The sequence below is a fragment of the Lactococcus hircilactis genome, assembly GCF_009601015.1.
Taxonomy (GTDB): Bacteria; Bacillota; Bacilli; order Lactobacillales; family Streptococcaceae; genus Lactococcus; species Lactococcus hircilactis.
This window is the reverse complement of sequence record NZ_WITJ01000018.1, coordinates 1-15694: the sequence shown is the minus strand read 5'-3', so window position 1 is coordinate 15694 and position 15694 is coordinate 1. Positions and strand designations below refer to the sequence as shown.

Annotated in this window: 25 protein-coding genes; all 25 read left to right on the top strand. The window is 40.0% G+C overall.

Features of this window, described 5'->3' with window-relative positions:
* The first annotated feature begins 12 nt into the window (after positions 1–12).
* The 25 genes from rplC to GHI93_RS10675 all read left to right on the top strand — a co-directional run bounded on the left by rplC (position 13) and on the right by GHI93_RS10675 (position 15350).
* Positions 13–636 (top strand): 50S ribosomal protein L3, encoded by a 624-nt coding sequence (gene rplC / locus GHI93_RS10795; protein ID WP_153497036.1) that lies wholly within the window; start codon positions 13–15, stop codon positions 634–636.
* A 26-nt stretch (positions 637–662) separates the two neighbouring features.
* On the top strand, positions 663–1289 hold the full coding sequence (gene rplD, locus GHI93_RS10790) for a 50S ribosomal protein L4 (RefSeq protein ID WP_153497035.1): 627 nt from the start codon (positions 663–665) through the stop codon (positions 1287–1289).
* On the top strand, positions 1289–1585 hold the full coding sequence (locus tag GHI93_RS10785; protein ID WP_153497034.1) for a 50S ribosomal protein L23: 297 nt from the start codon (positions 1289–1291) through the stop codon (positions 1583–1585). The genes rplD and GHI93_RS10785 overlap by 1 nt, the downstream gene beginning before the upstream one ends.
* Positions 1586–1601: 16 nt before the next feature.
* Positions 1602–2435: a 50S ribosomal protein L2 gene (gene rplB, locus GHI93_RS10780; protein WP_343030366.1), complete on the top strand. Its 834-nt coding sequence runs from the start codon at positions 1602–1604 to the stop codon at positions 2433–2435.
* 282 nt (positions 2436–2717) lie between these two features.
* Positions 2718–2993, top strand: a complete 276-nt coding sequence (gene rpsS, locus GHI93_RS10775) for a 30S ribosomal protein S19 (RefSeq protein WP_153497033.1) — start codon at positions 2718–2720, stop codon at positions 2991–2993.
* A gap of 11 nt (positions 2994–3004) precedes the next feature.
* Positions 3005–3352: a 50S ribosomal protein L22 gene (rplV, locus tag GHI93_RS10770; protein WP_153497032.1), complete on the top strand. Its 348-nt coding sequence runs from the start codon at positions 3005–3007 to the stop codon at positions 3350–3352.
* A gap of 12 nt (positions 3353–3364) precedes the next feature.
* Complete coding sequence (rpsC, locus tag GHI93_RS10765) at positions 3365–4018, top strand: 30S ribosomal protein S3 (protein WP_343030365.1); 654 nt, start codon at positions 3365–3367, stop codon at positions 4016–4018.
* Between the two features lie 3 nt (positions 4019–4021).
* Complete coding sequence (gene rplP / locus GHI93_RS10760; RefSeq protein ID WP_153497031.1) at positions 4022–4435, top strand: 50S ribosomal protein L16; 414 nt, start codon at positions 4022–4024, stop codon at positions 4433–4435.
* Positions 4435–4644: a 50S ribosomal protein L29 gene (gene rpmC / locus GHI93_RS10755; protein ID WP_153497030.1), complete on the top strand. Its 210-nt coding sequence runs from the start codon at positions 4435–4437 to the stop codon at positions 4642–4644. The genes rplP and rpmC overlap by 1 nt, the downstream gene beginning before the upstream one ends.
* A gap of 20 nt (positions 4645–4664) precedes the next feature.
* Positions 4665–4925, top strand: a complete 261-nt coding sequence (gene rpsQ / locus GHI93_RS10750; protein WP_153497029.1) for a 30S ribosomal protein S17 — start codon at positions 4665–4667, stop codon at positions 4923–4925.
* 22 nt (positions 4926–4947) lie between these two features.
* Positions 4948–5316 (top strand): 50S ribosomal protein L14, encoded by a 369-nt coding sequence (gene rplN / locus GHI93_RS10745; RefSeq protein WP_153497028.1) that lies wholly within the window; start codon positions 4948–4950, stop codon positions 5314–5316.
* A gap of 125 nt (positions 5317–5441) precedes the next feature.
* Positions 5442–5747, top strand: a complete 306-nt coding sequence (rplX, locus tag GHI93_RS10740) for a 50S ribosomal protein L24 (protein ID WP_054639156.1) — start codon at positions 5442–5444, stop codon at positions 5745–5747.
* 18 nt (positions 5748–5765) lie between these two features.
* Complete coding sequence (rplE, locus tag GHI93_RS10735) at positions 5766–6308, top strand: 50S ribosomal protein L5 (protein ID WP_153497027.1); 543 nt, start codon at positions 5766–5768, stop codon at positions 6306–6308.
* A gap of 19 nt (positions 6309–6327) precedes the next feature.
* Positions 6328–6513 (top strand): type Z 30S ribosomal protein S14, encoded by a 186-nt coding sequence (locus GHI93_RS10730; protein ID WP_096817410.1) that lies wholly within the window; start codon positions 6328–6330, stop codon positions 6511–6513.
* 208 nt (positions 6514–6721) lie between these two features.
* Positions 6722–7726 carry a tetratricopeptide repeat protein gene (locus GHI93_RS10725; protein ID WP_170272438.1) on the top strand — a complete coding sequence of 335 codons (1005 nt, stop codon included), beginning with the start codon at positions 6722–6724 and terminating at the stop codon, positions 7724–7726.
* 195 nt (positions 7727–7921) lie between these two features.
* Entirely contained in the window at positions 7922–8488 is a 567-nt protein-coding gene (locus tag GHI93_RS10720) for a TMEM175 family protein (RefSeq protein ID WP_153497025.1), read from the top strand.
* A gap of 190 nt (positions 8489–8678) precedes the next feature.
* Positions 8679–9077 carry a 30S ribosomal protein S8 gene (gene rpsH / locus GHI93_RS10715; protein WP_153497024.1) on the top strand — a complete coding sequence of 133 codons (399 nt, stop codon included), beginning with the start codon at positions 8679–8681 and terminating at the stop codon, positions 9075–9077.
* Between the two features lie 137 nt (positions 9078–9214).
* Positions 9215–9751: a 50S ribosomal protein L6 gene (rplF, locus tag GHI93_RS10710; RefSeq protein ID WP_153497023.1), complete on the top strand. Its 537-nt coding sequence runs from the start codon at positions 9215–9217 to the stop codon at positions 9749–9751.
* 373 nt (positions 9752–10124) lie between these two features.
* Positions 10125–10472, top strand: coding sequence for a 50S ribosomal protein L18 (gene rplR / locus GHI93_RS10705; RefSeq protein ID WP_343030364.1), 348 nt, complete (start codon positions 10125–10127; stop codon positions 10470–10472).
* Positions 10473–10492: 20 nt separating this feature from the next.
* Complete coding sequence (gene rpsE / locus GHI93_RS10700) at positions 10493–10987, top strand: 30S ribosomal protein S5 (protein WP_153497022.1); 495 nt, start codon at positions 10493–10495, stop codon at positions 10985–10987.
* 10 nt (positions 10988–10997) lie between these two features.
* The gene (gene rpmD, locus GHI93_RS10695; RefSeq protein ID WP_153497021.1) at positions 10998–11177 is read left to right on the top strand and encodes a 50S ribosomal protein L30; all 180 of its coding nucleotides are present in this window, start codon (positions 10998–11000) and stop codon (positions 11175–11177) included.
* Between the two features lie 104 nt (positions 11178–11281).
* Entirely contained in the window at positions 11282–12457 is a 1176-nt protein-coding gene (locus GHI93_RS10690) for an NADH-dependent flavin oxidoreductase (protein ID WP_343030369.1), read from the top strand.
* A 184-nt stretch (positions 12458–12641) separates the two neighbouring features.
* The gene (gene rplO, locus GHI93_RS10685) at positions 12642–13097 is read left to right on the top strand and encodes a 50S ribosomal protein L15 (protein WP_153497019.1); all 456 of its coding nucleotides are present in this window, start codon (positions 12642–12644) and stop codon (positions 13095–13097) included.
* Between the two features lie 162 nt (positions 13098–13259).
* Positions 13260–14582 (top strand): preprotein translocase subunit SecY, encoded by a 1323-nt coding sequence (gene secY, locus GHI93_RS10680; RefSeq protein ID WP_153497018.1) that lies wholly within the window; start codon positions 13260–13262, stop codon positions 14580–14582.
* 120 nt (positions 14583–14702) lie between these two features.
* Complete coding sequence (locus GHI93_RS10675) at positions 14703–15350, top strand: adenylate kinase (RefSeq protein ID WP_153497017.1); 648 nt, start codon at positions 14703–14705, stop codon at positions 15348–15350.
* The last annotated feature ends 344 nt before the right edge of the window (positions 15351–15694 follow it).

The following is a 15694-nucleotide window of genomic DNA, read 5'->3' as shown; positions in this document are numbered from 1 at the left end:
AAGGTAATTCTCATGTCAAAAGGAATCTTAGGGAAAAAAGTGGGAATGACTCAAATCTTCACTGAAAACGGAGAGCTAATCCCCGTAACAGTGATCGAAGCGACTCCTAACACAGTACTTCAAGTTAAAACTGTTGAAACAGATGGCTATGAAGCAACTCAAGTTGGTTTCGATACACTTCGTGAAGTTTTGACTAACAAACCCGCCAAAGGTCATGCTGCAAAAGCAAATACGACTCCTAAGCGCTTCGTTCGTGAATTTAAAGGACTTGAAGGCGCTGAAGTAGGAGCAGAAATCACAGTTGATACATTCGCCGCTGGAGATGTCGTTGATGTTACTGGAACTTCTAAAGGTAAAGGTTTCACAGGCGTTATCAAACGTTGGGGACAATCACGTGGACCTATGGCTCACGGTTCTCGTTACCATCGTCGTCCAGGTTCAATGGGACCTGTTGCGGCTAACCGCGTACCTAAAGGAAAACGCCTTTCAGGTCGTGCTGGTAACCAACGTGTTACAGTTCAAAACTTAGTAATCGCACAAGTGCTTTCTGAACAAAACGTTATCCTTGTTAAAGGAAATGTTCCAGGAGCTAAAAAATCATTGATTGTTGTTAAATCAGCAATTAAATCTAAATAAGCGGGAAAGGAGAGAAATAATCTATAATGGCTAAAGTATCATTATTCACACAAACTGGCGCTGCAGCTGGTGAAGTAGAATTGAACGACGCAGTATTTGGGATTGAACCCAATGAAGCAGTTGTTTTCGATGTTGTGCTTTCACAACGTGCAAGCCTTCGTCAAGGCACACACATGCACAAAAACCGCTCTGCAGTTCGCGGCGGTGGTAAGAAACCTTTCCGTCAAAAAGGAACGGGTCGTGCCCGTCAAGGGTCAACACGTGCTCCACAATGGCGCGGTGGGGGTACCGTATTCGGTCCAACACCTTCTGATTATTCATATAAACTTCCACAAAAAGTGCGTCGTTTAGCATTGAAATCAGTACTTTCTGCTAAAGTTGCAGAAAACAAATTAGTTGCAGTTGACGCACTTAACTTTGATGCTCCAAAAACGAGTGCTTTTGCTAAAGTTCTTGAAGCACTTTCTCTTGAACGCAAAGTCCTTGTTGTTCTTCCTAATGAAGGAAATGAATTTGCAGCGATTTCTGCTCGTAACCTTGCTAACGTTAAAGTTGCAACGGCTGCGACTACAAGCGTTCTTGATATCGTATCAGCTGACAAACTTCTTGTTGTTGCATCAGCACTTTCACAATTTGAGGAGGTTCTTGCATAATGTCACTTTATGATGTAATCCGTAAACCAATTATTACTGAAGCTTCTATGCAAGCAATGGATCAAAAGAAATATACTTTTGAAGTTGCTGCTGGTGCTCACAAATTCCTGATCAAGCAAGCAATTGAAGCTTCGTTTGAAGGAGTAAAAGTAGCCTCTGTTAATACAACAAACGTTAAGCCTAAAGCAAAACGCGTTGGTCGTTACACAGGGAAAAAATCTGGTTACAAAAAAGCAATCGTAACACTTACTGCTGACTCTAAGAGCATCGACATTTTTGGCGAAGACGCTGAATAAGAAAGGAGAATAAATCGTGGGAATTAAAGTTTATAAACCAACCACAAATGGTCGTCGTAATATGACATCAAGCGATTTTGCTGAAATTACTACCAGCACTCCTGAAAAGAGCTTGCTTGTAAGTATGAACAGCAAGGCTGGTCGTAATAACACTGGTCGTATCACTGTTCGTCACCAAGGCGGTGGACACAAGAAAAAATATCGTTTGATTGACTTCAAACGTACGACAGATGATGTTGTTGCAAAAGTAGCAACAATCGAATATGATCCAAATCGTACTGCAAATATCGCTTTGATCGTATATGAAAATGGGATCAAAGCTTACATCTTGGCTCCTAAAGGCCTCGAAGTTGGAATGAAAGTTGTTTCTGGACCTCAAGCCGATATCAAAATTGGTAACGCGCTTCCACTTGCAAACATTCCTGTCGGAACATTGATTCACAATATTGAGTTGAAACCTGGACATGGCGGACAACTTGTTCGTGCAGCTGGAAGTTCAGCTCAAATTCTTGGGACAGAAGGAAAATACACGCTTGTTCGTCTTCAATCAGGCGAAATCCGTATGATCCTTTCTACTTGCCGTGCGACAGTTGGGGTTGTTGGAAATGAACAACAAAACTTGATCAACCTTGGTAAAGCTGGACGTACACGTTACCTTGGAATTCGTCCGACTGTTCGTGGTTCTGTCATGAACCCTAATGATCACCCACACGGTGGTGGTGAAGGAAAACAACCAGTTGGTCGCAAGTCTCCAATGACACCATGGGGCAAACCAGCTCTTGGTCTCAAGACACGCAACAAAAAAGCAAAATCAAGCAAACTTATCGTCAAACGCATCAACGGCAAATAATTCGCTTTTTAAGCTTAAAAATCAAACAACAAACGCCTCTCGGCGTCTTGTTAAACCTGGTAATCATTACGAGGCTTAACAAGATGTCGAGCAGACATCTACATTAATCCGCCAGCTCCGCCAAAGTAGCGGTAGTGGTAATTCAGGGTGTGAAAGTGACACTTCATTACACAGAATTTTAGAAAATAAGGTGCAGTGCTTGCACTGGTCTTGTGTTTTCTCTAATTTTCTTACTGTTGAAACTTTCAACTCGACTAAAACTTTAAAGGAGAAACTCATACAATGAGTCGTAGTCTTAAAAAAGGACCTTTCGCTGATGAGCATTTGATGAAAAAAGTCGAAGCTCAAGCTAAAGCCGAAAGAAAATCAGTGATCAAGACTTGGTCACGCCGTTCTACAATCTACCCTGATTTCGTAGGACTTACTATTGCTGTTTACGATGGTCGCAAACACGTGCCTGTTTATGTTCAAGAAGATATGGTTGGACACAAATTGGGTGAATTTGCACCAACACGTACATTCCGCGGTCACTCAGGTGACGATCGCAAGACTAAATAAGGAGAAAAATAATGGCAGAAATCACTTCAGCTAAAGCAACTGCAAAAACAGTTCGCGTTTCTCCTCGCAAAACTCGTCTTGTTCTTGACTTGGTTCGTGGAAAACGCGTTGCAGACGCAATCGCAATTTTGAAATTTACACCGACTAAAGGGGCTGCAGAAGTTGAAAAAGTACTTAACAGTGCAATCGCTAATGCAGAAAACAACTTTGGTCTCGAAAAAGCTAATTTGGTAGTTAGCGAAACCTTTGCAAACGAAGGACCTACGATGAAACGTTTCCGTCCACGTGCCAAAGGTTCAGCTTCACCAATTAACAAACGCACTACACACATCACAGTTGTAGTAGCAGAGAAAGAATAAGGAGGTAAAAACGTGGGTCAAAAAATTCATCCAATTGGTATGCGTGTTGGCGTTATTCGCGATTGGGATGCCAAATGGTATGCTGAAAAAGAATATGCGGATTACCTTCACGAAGATTTAGCAATTCGTAAACTGATCAATACTAAACTTGCAGATGCTTCTGTTTCAACAATCGAAGTTGAACGTGCTGTAAATAAAGTTATTGTAACTTTGCACACTGCAAAACCAGGTATGGTCATTGGTAAATCAGGAGCTAATGTTGATGCACTCCGTGCAGAACTCAACAAACTTACTGGTAAACAAGTCCACATCAACATCGTTGAAATCAAAAAACCTGATTTGGACGCTCATCTTGTTGGTGATGGAATTGCGAAACAACTCGAAGCACGTATCGCTTTCCGTCGTGCTCAAAAACAAGCCATCCAACGTGCAATGCGTGCTGGAGCAAAAGGAATTAAAACTCAAGTATCTGGACGTTTGAATGGTGCTGATATTGCCCGTGCAGAAGGATATTCTGAAGGAACAGTTCCACTCCACACCTTGCGTGCTGATATCGACTATGCTTGGGAAGAAGCTGACACTACTTATGGTAAATTGGGCGTTAAAGTTTGGATTTATCGTGGTGAAGTTCTCCCAACTAAAAAATCTGTGAAAGGAGACAAATAATCCATGTTAGTACCAAAACGTGTAAAACACCGTCGTGAATTCCGCGGTAAAATGCGTGGCGAAGCTAAAGGTGGTAAAGAAGTAGCATTCGGTGAATTTGGGCTTCAAGCTCAAACTTCTCACTGGATCACAAACCGCCAAATTGAAGCTGCCCGTATTGCAATGACTCGTTACATGAAACGTAACGGTCAAGTTTGGATTAAAATCTTCCCACACAAGTCATACACTACTAAAGGTATTGGTGTACGTCAAGGTTCTGGTAAAGGTGCTCCTGCAGGTTGGGTTGCCCCAGTTAAACGTGGTAAAATCATGTTTGAAATTGGTGGTGTAAGTGAAGAAGTGGCACGCGAAGCGTTGCGTCTTGCTTCACACAAACTCCCTGTTAAGACTAAATTTGTGAAACGAGGTGAAGCGTAATGAAATTGAGCGAAACTAAATCACTTCTTTCTGAATTGCGCGCATTGTCAACTGAAGAATTGACAGCTCGTGAAGCAGAATTGAGAAAAGAATTGTTCGAACTTCGTTTCCAAGCCGCTGCTGGTAAACTTGAAAATACTGGTAAACTTAACGAAGTGAAGAAAACTATTGCCCGTGTAAAAACGGTGCAAGCTGAATTGAACAAATAATAGGTCAGGAGAAACTATAAATGGAACGCAATCAACGTAAAGTTTATCAAGGCCGCGTGGTTTCAGACAAAATGGACAAAACGATCACAGTTGTCGTAGAAACTAAGCGTAACCACCCTGTCTATGGTAAACGTATCAATTACTCTAAGAAATATAAAGCTCACGACGAAAACAATACTGCTAAAACAGGTGATATTGTTCGCATCATGGAAACTCGTCCTTTATCTAAGGACAAACATTTCCGTTTGATCGAAATCGTTGAAGAAGCTGTCATTATCTAAGCAAAACTAGGAGGAAAATAGCATGATTCAAACAGAATCTCGTTTGAAAGTTGCAGATAACTCTGGTGCAAAAGAACTTTTGACAATCCGCGTTCTTGGCGGATCATCACGTAAGTTTGCTGGCATTGGGGACATCATTGTAGCTTCAGTTAAATCAGCTGCTCCTGGAGCTGCTGTTAAAAAAGGTGACGTCGTTAAAGCTGTTATCGTTCGTACAAAACATGGCGCAAAACGTGCTGATGGTTCATACATCAAGTTTGACGAAAATGCGGCTGTACTTATCAAAGATGATAAAACGCCACGTGGAACCCGTATCTTTGGCCCAGTTGCTCGCGAACTTCGCGAAGGTGGCTACATGAAGATTGTTTCACTTGCACCTGAAGTGCTTTAATTTTTCAAACAAAATTATCGTAATCAATTGTTTTTAGTGGTAGAATACAGTTCTGTCAGTACTGACAAAAATAGTCCCCTACGTGATGTAGGGTGTCCAAATGGACGTAAGAAAGGAACAGTAAAATGTTTGTAAAAACTGGTGATACAGTTAAAGTTATCGCAGGTAAAGACCGCGGAACGACAGGTAAAGTAATCAAAGCTTTGCCAAAATTCAATAAAGTTGTTGTTGAAGGTGTTGCAATTATGAAAAAACACCAAAAACCAAATGCTGAAAATCCTAATGGCGCAATTCTTGAAATTGAAGCACCTATTCACGTTTCAAACGTGCAAGTGCTTGACAAGAATGGTGTTGCTGGACGTGTTGGTTACAAAGAAGTTGACGGCAAAAAAGTTCGTTTCAACAAAAAATCAGGCGAAGTCCTAGACTAATAGAAGGGAGAACAGAAAATGACTAATCGTTTAAAAGAAAAATACACAAGCGAAATCGTACCAGCTTTGAGTGAAAAATTTAATTATTCTTCAATCATGGCAGTCCCTCAAGTTGACAAAATTGTCATCAACATGGGTGTTGGAGATGCGCTTAACAACTCTAAAAACCTTGATAAAGCAGTTGCTGAATTAGCACTTATTTCTGGTCAAAAACCTTTGATCACAAAAGCTAAAAAATCAGTTGCCGCTTTCCGTCTTCGTGAAGGCCAATCAATCGGTGCTAAAGTTACACTTCGTGGCGAACGCATGTACGAATTTTTGGACAAACTTGTAACTGTTTCTCTTCCACGTGTACGTGACTTCCATGGTGTATCAAACAAAGCTTTCGATGGACGTGGTAACTACACACTTGGGATTAAAGAACAACTCATCTTCCCTGAAATCACTTATGATGATGTGGATAAAGTACGTGGTATGGATATTGTTATCGTGACTACTGCTAATACAGATGAAGAATCTCACGAATTGCTCAAACAACTCGGCATGCCGTTCGCTAAATAAGAAAAGGGAGAATATATCAATGGCTAAAACATCTATGGTTGTTAAAAACCAACGCCCTGCAAAATTCTCAACGCAAGCTTATACTCGTTGCGAACGCTGCGGACGTCCACATTCAGTATACCGCAAATTTAAACTTTGCCGTATCTGCCTTCGTGATTTGGCTTATAAAGGTCAATTGCCAGGCGTTAAAAAAGCTTCTTGGTAAGAGGATAAAGAGGATATTGACGATTCGTCAGTATCTTTTTTATTTCAACACTCTATTTATAATGTGTTAAATTTGACGAAATTTCTATCGAAATTATAGGAGTTTAGGGATTAGGGGATTGCTATTGTAACTTTTTGATTAATTTTGTGCTATAATTTACTAAAAAAGGCAGAAATGAACGATGGTGACAAAGAAAAGCTTGGAATTTATGCAATCAATTAAAACTAATTTGCGCATTCTTTTTAATAAAAATAGAGATCATTTTACGCTTGAAAATTATTATTATAGTTTTCTTGTTGTATCAGATAGCGCGTCAGAAGTTGTTATTCATTATCGGAAAACCGTCCGCCCTGTGATACGACAGGTGATAAAGGATTTGCTTGAGGTAAAAATCTTGGATTATTATCCAGAAGCCAACCTTATTTTTGAGCCTTTCAAATATGAGGAAGAAGTATTTTGGGCGCATAAGAAACAGGCATATTTGGGAAATGTTGATAGTCAGTACTTTGTTGCTGTAAAGTATGCAAATGGAAACGGGGTAAAACGAAATAGACATCTGGCTATTTTATGGTTTAAGAAAGCAGCGTCAGTAGGGCACGTTATGGCTCATTATATGCTTGGAATTTATTATAAAGAGGGAAACGAAGTAGTCCAAGACTTTGAATTAGCTGAAAAGTATTTACGTTTTGCGGCTGAAAAAGAAGAGCCAAAAGCACAATTTGCTTTGGGCGCTTTGCTACATCTTCATATGAAGAAAGTGGAAGAAGCTAAAGAATGGTACCAAAGAGCAGCAAGACAAAATAATCTTGAGGCACAAATCAATTTGGGAGTACTTTTTGAAGAACAAGGAGATTTATTTCACGCACAACTTTGGATAAAAAATGCGGCACAGGCTGGTCAGGTAGCAGCGCAATATAATTTGGGCTATTATTACTTGAATGGGATTGGTGTGAAAAAAGATCATATTTTAGCTTTATTTTGGTTGAAAAGTGCGGCAAATAAAGGATATGCCAAAGCTCAAAATTATCTGGGTACTTTTTATGAAACGGGAATCAGCGTGCTTCCCGATAAAAAATCTGCCCTATTTTGGTATGAAAAGGCAGCGAATAAGGGAAATGAGAACGGAAAAAATAATTTTAACAGATTGAAGAAAAATCAACGGCCGACGAAGGATAAAATTATAGATTTAATGAAAAAGTTGAAGGACAAGTGATACAAAGGAAAGGTCAATTACCAGGCGTTAAAAAAGCTTCTTGGTAAGAAATTACAGTTTAGCTTTAAAAAACTGCTTTTATCAGCAGTTTTTTTGTATTTTATTTCTGTCAGTACTGACAGAAATGTGATATACTAATCCTTAGCATAAAAAGTGTGTTTTGTCAGCACTGACAAAGCGAGAAGAAAGAAAAAGATGAAAAAAGAACGGTTTGTAGCCTATAATGATGCTGTTTTGGCGATTATTGTGACGATTATGGTGCTTTCTCTCCCACAACCTAAAGCAGCAAATTGGGCAAGCATTTGGGCATTGCGAACGCATTTTGCGGCTTACGCGATTAGTTTTTTACAAGTGACAATTTTATGGATCACGCATCATAATTTTTTTAATCTAGTAAAAAAGATTGATCGCGTGGTATTAGGACTCAACGCCCTCATGCTGTTTACGGTTTCTCTTTTGCCGTATGCGACGGAGTTTGTTGGCAATCACGTGTGGAGTTTGACTGCACAGCTTTTTTATGGTGTTGTTTTTGTGACATTTTCACTCATTTTAACGCTCCTTTTAGTGGAAATTAATCGAAGAAATTTGATTGAAGCGCAGCATAAAACGGTGATTTTGGATAAACGCAAACTGTTTTTGGATTATGCGATTAAAGTCTTAGGATTTGTGGGAGCGATTTTCTTTCCACCAGCGATCCTGATTTCTGCGCTATTAGACAGTTTGATTTGGATTATTCCAGATCGCCGGACTGAGGTGGCGTAATATTAAAAACGAACGAATGGTGTGATTCACACAGGATACACCCGAAAATATTGTTATTAAACTATTGACAACCAAAGCGAAAACTGATATACTTAATAAGTTCGGTCTTTTTCGATAAAAGAAGAAAGACCTCATTAATTTGAAAGTGGGATTTGAACAAGCCCAAACTACAAATAAGGAGAAATTACTAATGGTAATGACTGACCCAATTGCAGACCTTTTGACGCGTATTCGTAACGCAAACATGCGTAAATTCGATGTTGTTGAAGCACCTGCATCAAAAATCAAACGTCAAATTGCTGAAATTCTTAAAGCTGAAGGTTATGTGAAAGACGTTGAATACGTTGAAGATAACAAACAAGGCGTGATCCGCATTTTCCTTAAATACGGACAAAACGGCGAAAAAGTAATCACTAACTTGAAACGTATTTCAAAACCAGGTCTTCGTGTTTATGTAAAATCTGAAGAAATGCCTAAGGTATTGAACGGTTTAGGAACAGCAATCATTTCAACATCAGAAGGTGTTGTCACTGACTCTGTTGCTCGTGCAAAGAATGTTGGTGGAGAAGTTTTAGCTTACGTTTGGTAAGAAAAACATCAATGATGGTTCGTCAGTACTGACAATTTTTTGTCAGTACTGACAAAAAAATTAAATCAAAAATTTAATTAAAAAACCCGTGAAAACAAGCTTTGGCTTGATAATTTAACAGGAAAAGGAAAAAGAAAATGTCACGTATTGGTAACAAAGTCATCGTTATCCCTGCAGGAGTTACTGTAGAAGTAAACGGTGCAACTGTCACTGTCAAAGGACCTAAAGGTGAACTCGTTCGTTCATTCAACGAAAACATCACACTGGATATCGCTGAAAACGAAATCACTGTAAAACGTCCTAACGACACTAAAGAAATGAAAATGCTCCACGGAACAACTCGCGCCCTCATCCACAACATGGTTGTTGGGGTTTCAGAAGGGTTCAGCAAAGCACTTGAAATGATTGGGGTTGGGTATCGTGCACAACTTCAAGGTTCAAAACTTCTATTGTCTGTTGGTAAATCTCACACAGACGATATTGACGCACCAGAAGGCATCAAATTCGTCGTTGCAACCCCAACTTCAATCGTGGTTGAAGGAATCAGTAAAGAAGCTGTTGGACAAATGGCTGCTTACATTCGTAGCCGTCGTTCACCAGAACCTTATAAAGGTAAAGGGATCCGCTACGTTGGTGAGTACGTTCGTCGTAAAGAAGGTAAAACTGGTAAATAATTTTTGCGTTGGGCTTGCGTCGTTAGTTTTTGCTTTGCGTACATCAGTACGCTACGGCACGAACGTTGTCTTAAAAGTTGCCTAGCAATGCTCTAGCAAAAAAGATTTCTCGTGAACTCCTTTGTCAGCCAAAAACTTACCTCCTTTAGTAGGCTTCGTTCGTGGCTTGTTCGGATTTTCGTCGATAAATCCTATTTACAATTTATGGTTATCCGTAATTGGTGATTTGATTTCGTTCAAGTTGCCAGTATTTTGTCGATGCTGACACTGCTCAGACAGACAAAAACTTCCCGCTTAGTCATTTCACAAAAAGATGATTAAGACTATCACTGGCAAAAACTAGTGATCATCAAATATAAAAAGAGGTAGAATTGTGATTTCTAAACCAGATAAAAACAAACTCCGCCAAAAACGCCACACACGCGTTCGCGGAAAAATCAGCGGAACTGCTGAAACACCACGTTTGAACGTTTTCCGCTCAAACACTAACATTTACGCACAAGTCATTGATGATGCAGCAGGTGTTACACTTGCTTCAGCTTCATCACTTAAATTGACAGGTTCTAAATCAGAACAAGCCACAGAAGTTGGAAAAGCAATCGCTGAGGCTGCAAAAGCAAAAGGGATTGAAGCTGTTGTCTTTGACCGCGGTGGTTATCTTTATCACGGACGCGTTCAAGCGCTCGCTGAAGCTGCTCGTGAAGCAGGATTGAAATTCTAAGGAAAGGGGTAATCATAAAAATGGCTAGAAACGAAGAAGTAAAAGAATTCGAAGAACGCGTTGTTGCGATTAACCGCGTTACTAAAGTTGTTAAAGGTGGTCGTCGCCTCCGTTTTGCAGCACTTGTTGTTGTTGGAGATCGCAACGGTCGTGTAGGTTTTGGTACAGGGAAAGCCCAAGAAGTTCCAGAAGCAATCCGTAAAGCAATCGAAGCTGCTAAGAAAAACTTGAGCACTGTTCCTATCGTTGGAACAACACTTCCTCACGAAGCACTTGGTGTATTCGGTGGTGGTAAGATCTTGCTTAAACCAGCTGCTGAAGGTTCTGGAGTTGCTGCAGGTGGTGCGACTCGTGCGGTCCTTGAACTTGCTGGTGTCGCTGATGTGACCACTAAATCTTTAGGATCAAACACACCAATCAATGTTGTTCGTGCAACAGTTGACGGTTTGAATCAATTGAAACGCGCTGAAGAAGTTGCTGCACTTCGCGGTAAATCTGTTAGCGAATTAGCATAAGGAGGATATCATGGCTCAAATTAAAGTTACACTTGTGAACTCACCAATCGGCCGTATCCCTGCGCAACGCAAAACTGTTGTTGCATTAGGTCTTGGAAAACTCGGATCATCTGTAGTTAAACCTGACAATGCCGCAGTTCGTGGTATGGTAAATTCAATTTCTCACTTGGTTAAAGTGGAAGAAGCATAAAAATGTAACCGCCCGTTGTGGCGGTTTTTCTTTTGCTCAAAAATAAAAGGAAAGTGGTATAATCAAGTAAAAATAGATTTGTCAGTACTGACAGAAAGGTAAAAATAATGAAAGATCAATTTTTAATCCCCTTTAAATTTAAGAACGGTGCCCTGATAAAAAATCGAATCGTTATGGCACCAATGACAGAAATGTCAGCGTTTGAAAATGGGGCGATCACCAAAGATCAGCTGGATTATTATGCAGCGCGCTCTGGCGGTGTCGGCATGGAAATTACGGCCTGTTTCAATGTTAGCGCACAAGGAAAAGGATTTGAGGGAAATCCGAGTGCCGCATCAGATGACATGATTATCGGCATGTCCAAATTAGCTCAGGTCATGAAAACAAATGGCACAAAAGCGATTTTACAAATTTTTGACGCTGGACGCATGACCACATCAAAACTATTAAAAGGAAAAACACCCGTCAGCGCATCGGCCATCAAAGCGGATCGTCCAGGACTTGAACCCCCAAGAGCACTATCAAATGAAGAAATCCTTACAGAAATTCAAGCATTCGCTCAAGCCACACGTCGTGCAATTTTAGCAGGATTTGACGGAGTTGAAATTCACGGAGCCAATACGTATCTGATTCAGCAATTTTTCTCTCCTCATTCCAATCGAAGAAGTGATGAGTGGGGAGGAAATCTCAAAAATCGCATGAAGTTTCCACTTGCAGTGATTGAAGAAGTCTCTAAAATCGCCAAAACTTATGCAAAATCAGATTTCATCATCGGCTATCGCATCAGTCCAGAAGAAGTTGAAAATCCAGGCATTCGTATCGAAGAGACACTCACTTTTATTGATCAATTAGCTCAAAGTCCACTAAGTTATCTTCACGTTTCGATGGGCGATGTATATAGAAATTCTCTCAACAGCCCTGAAGATCCTGAACCCATCAATAAAAAAATTCAAAAAAGATTAGCAGGGCGACTTCCAATGATTGTTGTTGGTGGCATTGAAAAACCAAGTGAAGCGCAGCAAGTCATGACAGACGGATTTGAATTTGTCGCACTAGGAAGAGCGCTCATCCGTGAACCAAAATGGGTCCAAAAAGTTATCGCAGAGGATGAAAAATCCATTCGATACACAGTTTCACCAACAGATGTTGATGATTTAGCGATTCCGATGCCACTCTGGGGATTTTTATCGACCGTATTTAAACCCATCGCAGGCATTTCTACCGAAACAAGCCCAGAAGTTAATTTTACAAAAGCTGCAGCACCATGGGAAAAATTTTAAAAATGACAAAAAATTGTCTTTTTAAAGTTAAAATAAAGAAATGACTTGTACTTTAGCGCAAAATTTAGTAAAATAGTAGAAGTCCTAAATTGGGCAAAAATAGATATTGAGTATCAGCGAGTGCATCTCCTAAGTTCCTTACTTGAGAGATAAGCGTTAGCAAGATACGAAATAAGGAGAAAAAATGGAACTTCATACTCTTAAAGCTGCTGAAGGCAGTCGTCACTCAAAAAACCGTGTTGGACGCGGAACATCATCAGGAAATGGTAAAACAGCTGGTCGTGGACAAAAAGGACAAAAAGCACGTTCAGGTGGCTCTATCCGTCCAGGATTTGAAGGTGGACAAACACCATTGTTCCGTCGCATGCCAAAACGCGGGTTCTTGAACGTCAACCGCAAAGAATATGCGATTGTAAATCTTGATGTTTTGAGCAAACTTGAAGACGGTGCAACAGTGAATGCTGAAAGCCTCAAAGCTGCTAAAATCATCAAAGATGTAAAAGATGGCGTAAAAGTACTTGCAAATGGTGAATTAACAGCTAAAAACTTGACAGTTGACGTGGCTAAAGTCTCAGCTGCTGCAAAAGCTGCAATCGAAGCTGCAGGTGGTAAAGTTGTAGAAGCTGCAAAAGCTGAATAATTCAATTGACGGTTGATTCATCAGCCGTTTATTGACATTTTGACTAATCTAAAAATATATTTATTAGATTCTGTCAAATTGAAAAGGAGTTGAAAGCTAAAAATACGTTCAACTCTTACTCCATTTGACAGAAATTAAACCAAAAAAGCTTAAGGAGGGGAAATGTTTTTCAAAACCCTTATAGAAGCACTCAAAGTTAAAGATGTTAGAGCGCGAATTTTGTTTACCATTTTTATTCTTTTTGTGTTCCGTTTAGGTGCGCATATCACCGTTCCAGGGATTAATGTCACCAATTTAAATCATTTGAGTGATTTACCATTTCTAAACATGATGAATCTCGTTTCAGGAAATGCCATGCAAAACTATTCACTCTTTGCCATGGGAGTATCACCTTATATCACAGCGTCAATCATTGTTCAACTGTTACAAATGGACATTCTTCCCGTATTTGTAGAGTGGTCTAAACAAGGGGAAGTTGGACGACGCAAATCCAACCAAGCGACACGCTATATCACATTAGTACTTGCAATGGCACAATCTATCGGGATTACCGCAGGTTTTCAAGCGATGGCAGGGACAGGGGCTAACATTGTTAAGACCCCGAACTTACAAACGTACCTGATGATCGGCGTGATTCTTACGACAGGATCGATGATTGTGACATGGATGGGAGAGCAAATCAACGAAAAAGGATTTGGCTCTGGCGTTTCCGTCATTATCTTCGCCGGAATCGTATCAGGAATCCCAAGTGCCATTCAATCTGTTTATACAGAAAAATTTGAAAATGTTCGTCCTTCAGAAATCCCAATGTCATGGGTATTTGTGATTGGTTTGGTCCTTGCAAGTCTGATTATTATTTATATCACGACTTATGTCCAACAAGCAGAGCGTAAAGTTCCGATTCAATATACCAAGTTGACCCAAGGCGCACCAACAAGTTCATATCTTCCCTTGCGGGTCAATCCAGCAGGTGTTATTCCCGTCATCTTTGCAGGGTCAATCACAAGCGCACCTGCCACGATTTTACAATTTCTTCAAAGAGCAAACAATAATAGTGTCGGCTGGTTAGCGACACTTCAAAATGCACTGTCTTATACAACATGGACCGGGATGACATTTTATGCGTTATTGATTATTCTCTTTACGTTCTTTTATTCGTTTGTTCAAGTCAACCCTGAAAAGATGGCAGAAAATTTGCAAAAGCAAGGATCGTATATTCCATCTGTTCGTCCTGGAAAAGGAACAGAAAAATATATTTCTCGCTTATTGATGCGATTATCCACAGTTGGAGCATTGTTCCTTGGGTTTATTTCAATCATCCCAATTGCAGCTCAAAATGTTTGGGGCTTGCCTAAAATCGTCGCTCTTGGAGGAACCTCTCTTTTGATCTTGATTCAAGTAGCGATTCAAGCAGTAAAACAACTTGAAGGATACCTCTATAAAAAGAATTATACTGGATTTTTGGATCATCCAATTGAAGAATAACTAAAAAATCTTGCTTGGGCAAGATTTTTCTTTATTTTTAGTAGAAAATAGGCTAAAATAAGAAGGGAAATAAACTTTTTAGTCTGACACGTGATTCAGACAAAATAAGGAGAAATAGAAATGAATTTATTAATCATGGGACTTCCAGGAGCAGGAAAAGGAACTCAAGCCGAATTTATCGTGAAAAATTACGGAGTGAACCACATCTCAACCGGTGACATGTTCCGCGCTGCGATAAAAAACGAAACCGAAATGGGAAAACTTGCTAAATCTTTCATTGATAAAGGTGAACTTGTTCCAGACGAAGTAACAAACGGGATTGTTAAAGAACGCTTAGCACAAGAGGATATCAAAGCTTCTGGCTTTTTGCTTGATGGCTACCCACGTACATTTGACCAAGCCCTCGCGTTAGATGCGATGCTTGAAGAGCTGGGCATTACACTTGATGCAGTGGTAAATATTGAAGTTGACCCAAGTCGCTTGGTTGAGCGGTTGAGCGGGCGATACATTTGTCGCAATTGTGGAGCCACTTATCACAAAATCTTTAATCCTACAAAAGTTGAGGGGATTTGTGATGTCTGTGGCAGCCACGACCTTTACCAACGTGCCGATGATGTTCCTGAGACCGTAAAAAATCGTTTGGATGTCAATATCAAAGAATCAGCTCCAATTCTAGGACATTACGAAATGCTCGGACTCGTTAAATCAATCGATGGCGGACAAGAAATCGCAAAAGTTACTGAGGACATCAAAGCAGTGCTGGGATAAAAAATCATTTTTCAAACGTTCAAGGAAATCTTGAACGTTTTTATTTTCTCTAAAAAACAAAATAAACGATTTTAGTTAATTTAATAAAAATAACTCAAATATCCTCCTAAAAACAAATCAGAAATAAGCTAAAACCGCTAAAAATAAGCGCTTAACTCAAGCTTGACTTAACTCAAAATAAATTTAAAATAAAAGAGAAGTAGTTTGTCTTATTATGGGAGGGGATTCCCCTCACGTCACTAAAGGGGGTAAAACATGAGACAAGACAAGACAAGACATTCCCAAGCAGGTAGGTGTTTCTTTTTGTGGCGTTGTCCGCGTTTAGAGATGGAGGACAATGCCCA

What these genes read in the sequence shown, in the direction of transcription:
- rplC (WP_153497036.1), top strand. Translation starts at nt 13, where the DNA reads ATGTCAAAAGGAATCTTAGGGAAAAAAGTGGGAATGACTCAAATCTTC.
- rplD (WP_153497035.1), top strand. Translation starts at nt 663, where the DNA reads ATGGCTAAAGTATCATTATTCACACAAACTGGCGCTGCAGCTGGTGAA.
- GHI93_RS10785 (WP_153497034.1), top strand. Translation starts at nt 1,289, where the DNA reads ATGTCACTTTATGATGTAATCCGTAAACCAATTATTACTGAAGCTTCT.
- rpsS (WP_153497033.1), top strand. Translation starts at nt 2,718, where the DNA reads ATGAGTCGTAGTCTTAAAAAAGGACCTTTCGCTGATGAGCATTTGATG.
- rplV (WP_153497032.1), top strand. Translation starts at nt 3,005, where the DNA reads ATGGCAGAAATCACTTCAGCTAAAGCAACTGCAAAAACAGTTCGCGTT.
- rplP (WP_153497031.1), top strand. Translation starts at nt 4,022, where the DNA reads ATGTTAGTACCAAAACGTGTAAAACACCGTCGTGAATTCCGCGGTAAA.
- rpmC (WP_153497030.1), top strand. Translation starts at nt 4,435, where the DNA reads ATGAAATTGAGCGAAACTAAATCACTTCTTTCTGAATTGCGCGCATTG.
- rpsQ (WP_153497029.1), top strand. Translation starts at nt 4,665, where the DNA reads ATGGAACGCAATCAACGTAAAGTTTATCAAGGCCGCGTGGTTTCAGAC.
- rplN (WP_153497028.1), top strand. Translation starts at nt 4,948, where the DNA reads ATGATTCAAACAGAATCTCGTTTGAAAGTTGCAGATAACTCTGGTGCA.
- rplX (WP_054639156.1), top strand. Translation starts at nt 5,442, where the DNA reads ATGTTTGTAAAAACTGGTGATACAGTTAAAGTTATCGCAGGTAAAGAC.
- rplE (WP_153497027.1), top strand. Translation starts at nt 5,766, where the DNA reads ATGACTAATCGTTTAAAAGAAAAATACACAAGCGAAATCGTACCAGCT.
- GHI93_RS10730 (WP_096817410.1), top strand. Translation starts at nt 6,328, where the DNA reads ATGGCTAAAACATCTATGGTTGTTAAAAACCAACGCCCTGCAAAATTC.
- GHI93_RS10725 (WP_170272438.1), top strand. Translation starts at nt 6,722, where the DNA reads ATGCAATCAATTAAAACTAATTTGCGCATTCTTTTTAATAAAAATAGA.
- GHI93_RS10720 (WP_153497025.1), top strand. Translation starts at nt 7,922, where the DNA reads ATGAAAAAAGAACGGTTTGTAGCCTATAATGATGCTGTTTTGGCGATT.
- rpsH (WP_153497024.1), top strand. Translation starts at nt 8,679, where the DNA reads ATGGTAATGACTGACCCAATTGCAGACCTTTTGACGCGTATTCGTAAC.
- rplF (WP_153497023.1), top strand. Translation starts at nt 9,215, where the DNA reads ATGTCACGTATTGGTAACAAAGTCATCGTTATCCCTGCAGGAGTTACT.
- rpsE (WP_153497022.1), top strand. Translation starts at nt 10,493, where the DNA reads ATGGCTAGAAACGAAGAAGTAAAAGAATTCGAAGAACGCGTTGTTGCG.
- rpmD (WP_153497021.1), top strand. Translation starts at nt 10,998, where the DNA reads ATGGCTCAAATTAAAGTTACACTTGTGAACTCACCAATCGGCCGTATC.
- rplO (WP_153497019.1), top strand. Translation starts at nt 12,642, where the DNA reads ATGGAACTTCATACTCTTAAAGCTGCTGAAGGCAGTCGTCACTCAAAA.
- secY (WP_153497018.1), top strand. Translation starts at nt 13,260, where the DNA reads ATGTTTTTCAAAACCCTTATAGAAGCACTCAAAGTTAAAGATGTTAGA.
- GHI93_RS10675 (WP_153497017.1), top strand. Translation starts at nt 14,703, where the DNA reads ATGAATTTATTAATCATGGGACTTCCAGGAGCAGGAAAAGGAACTCAA.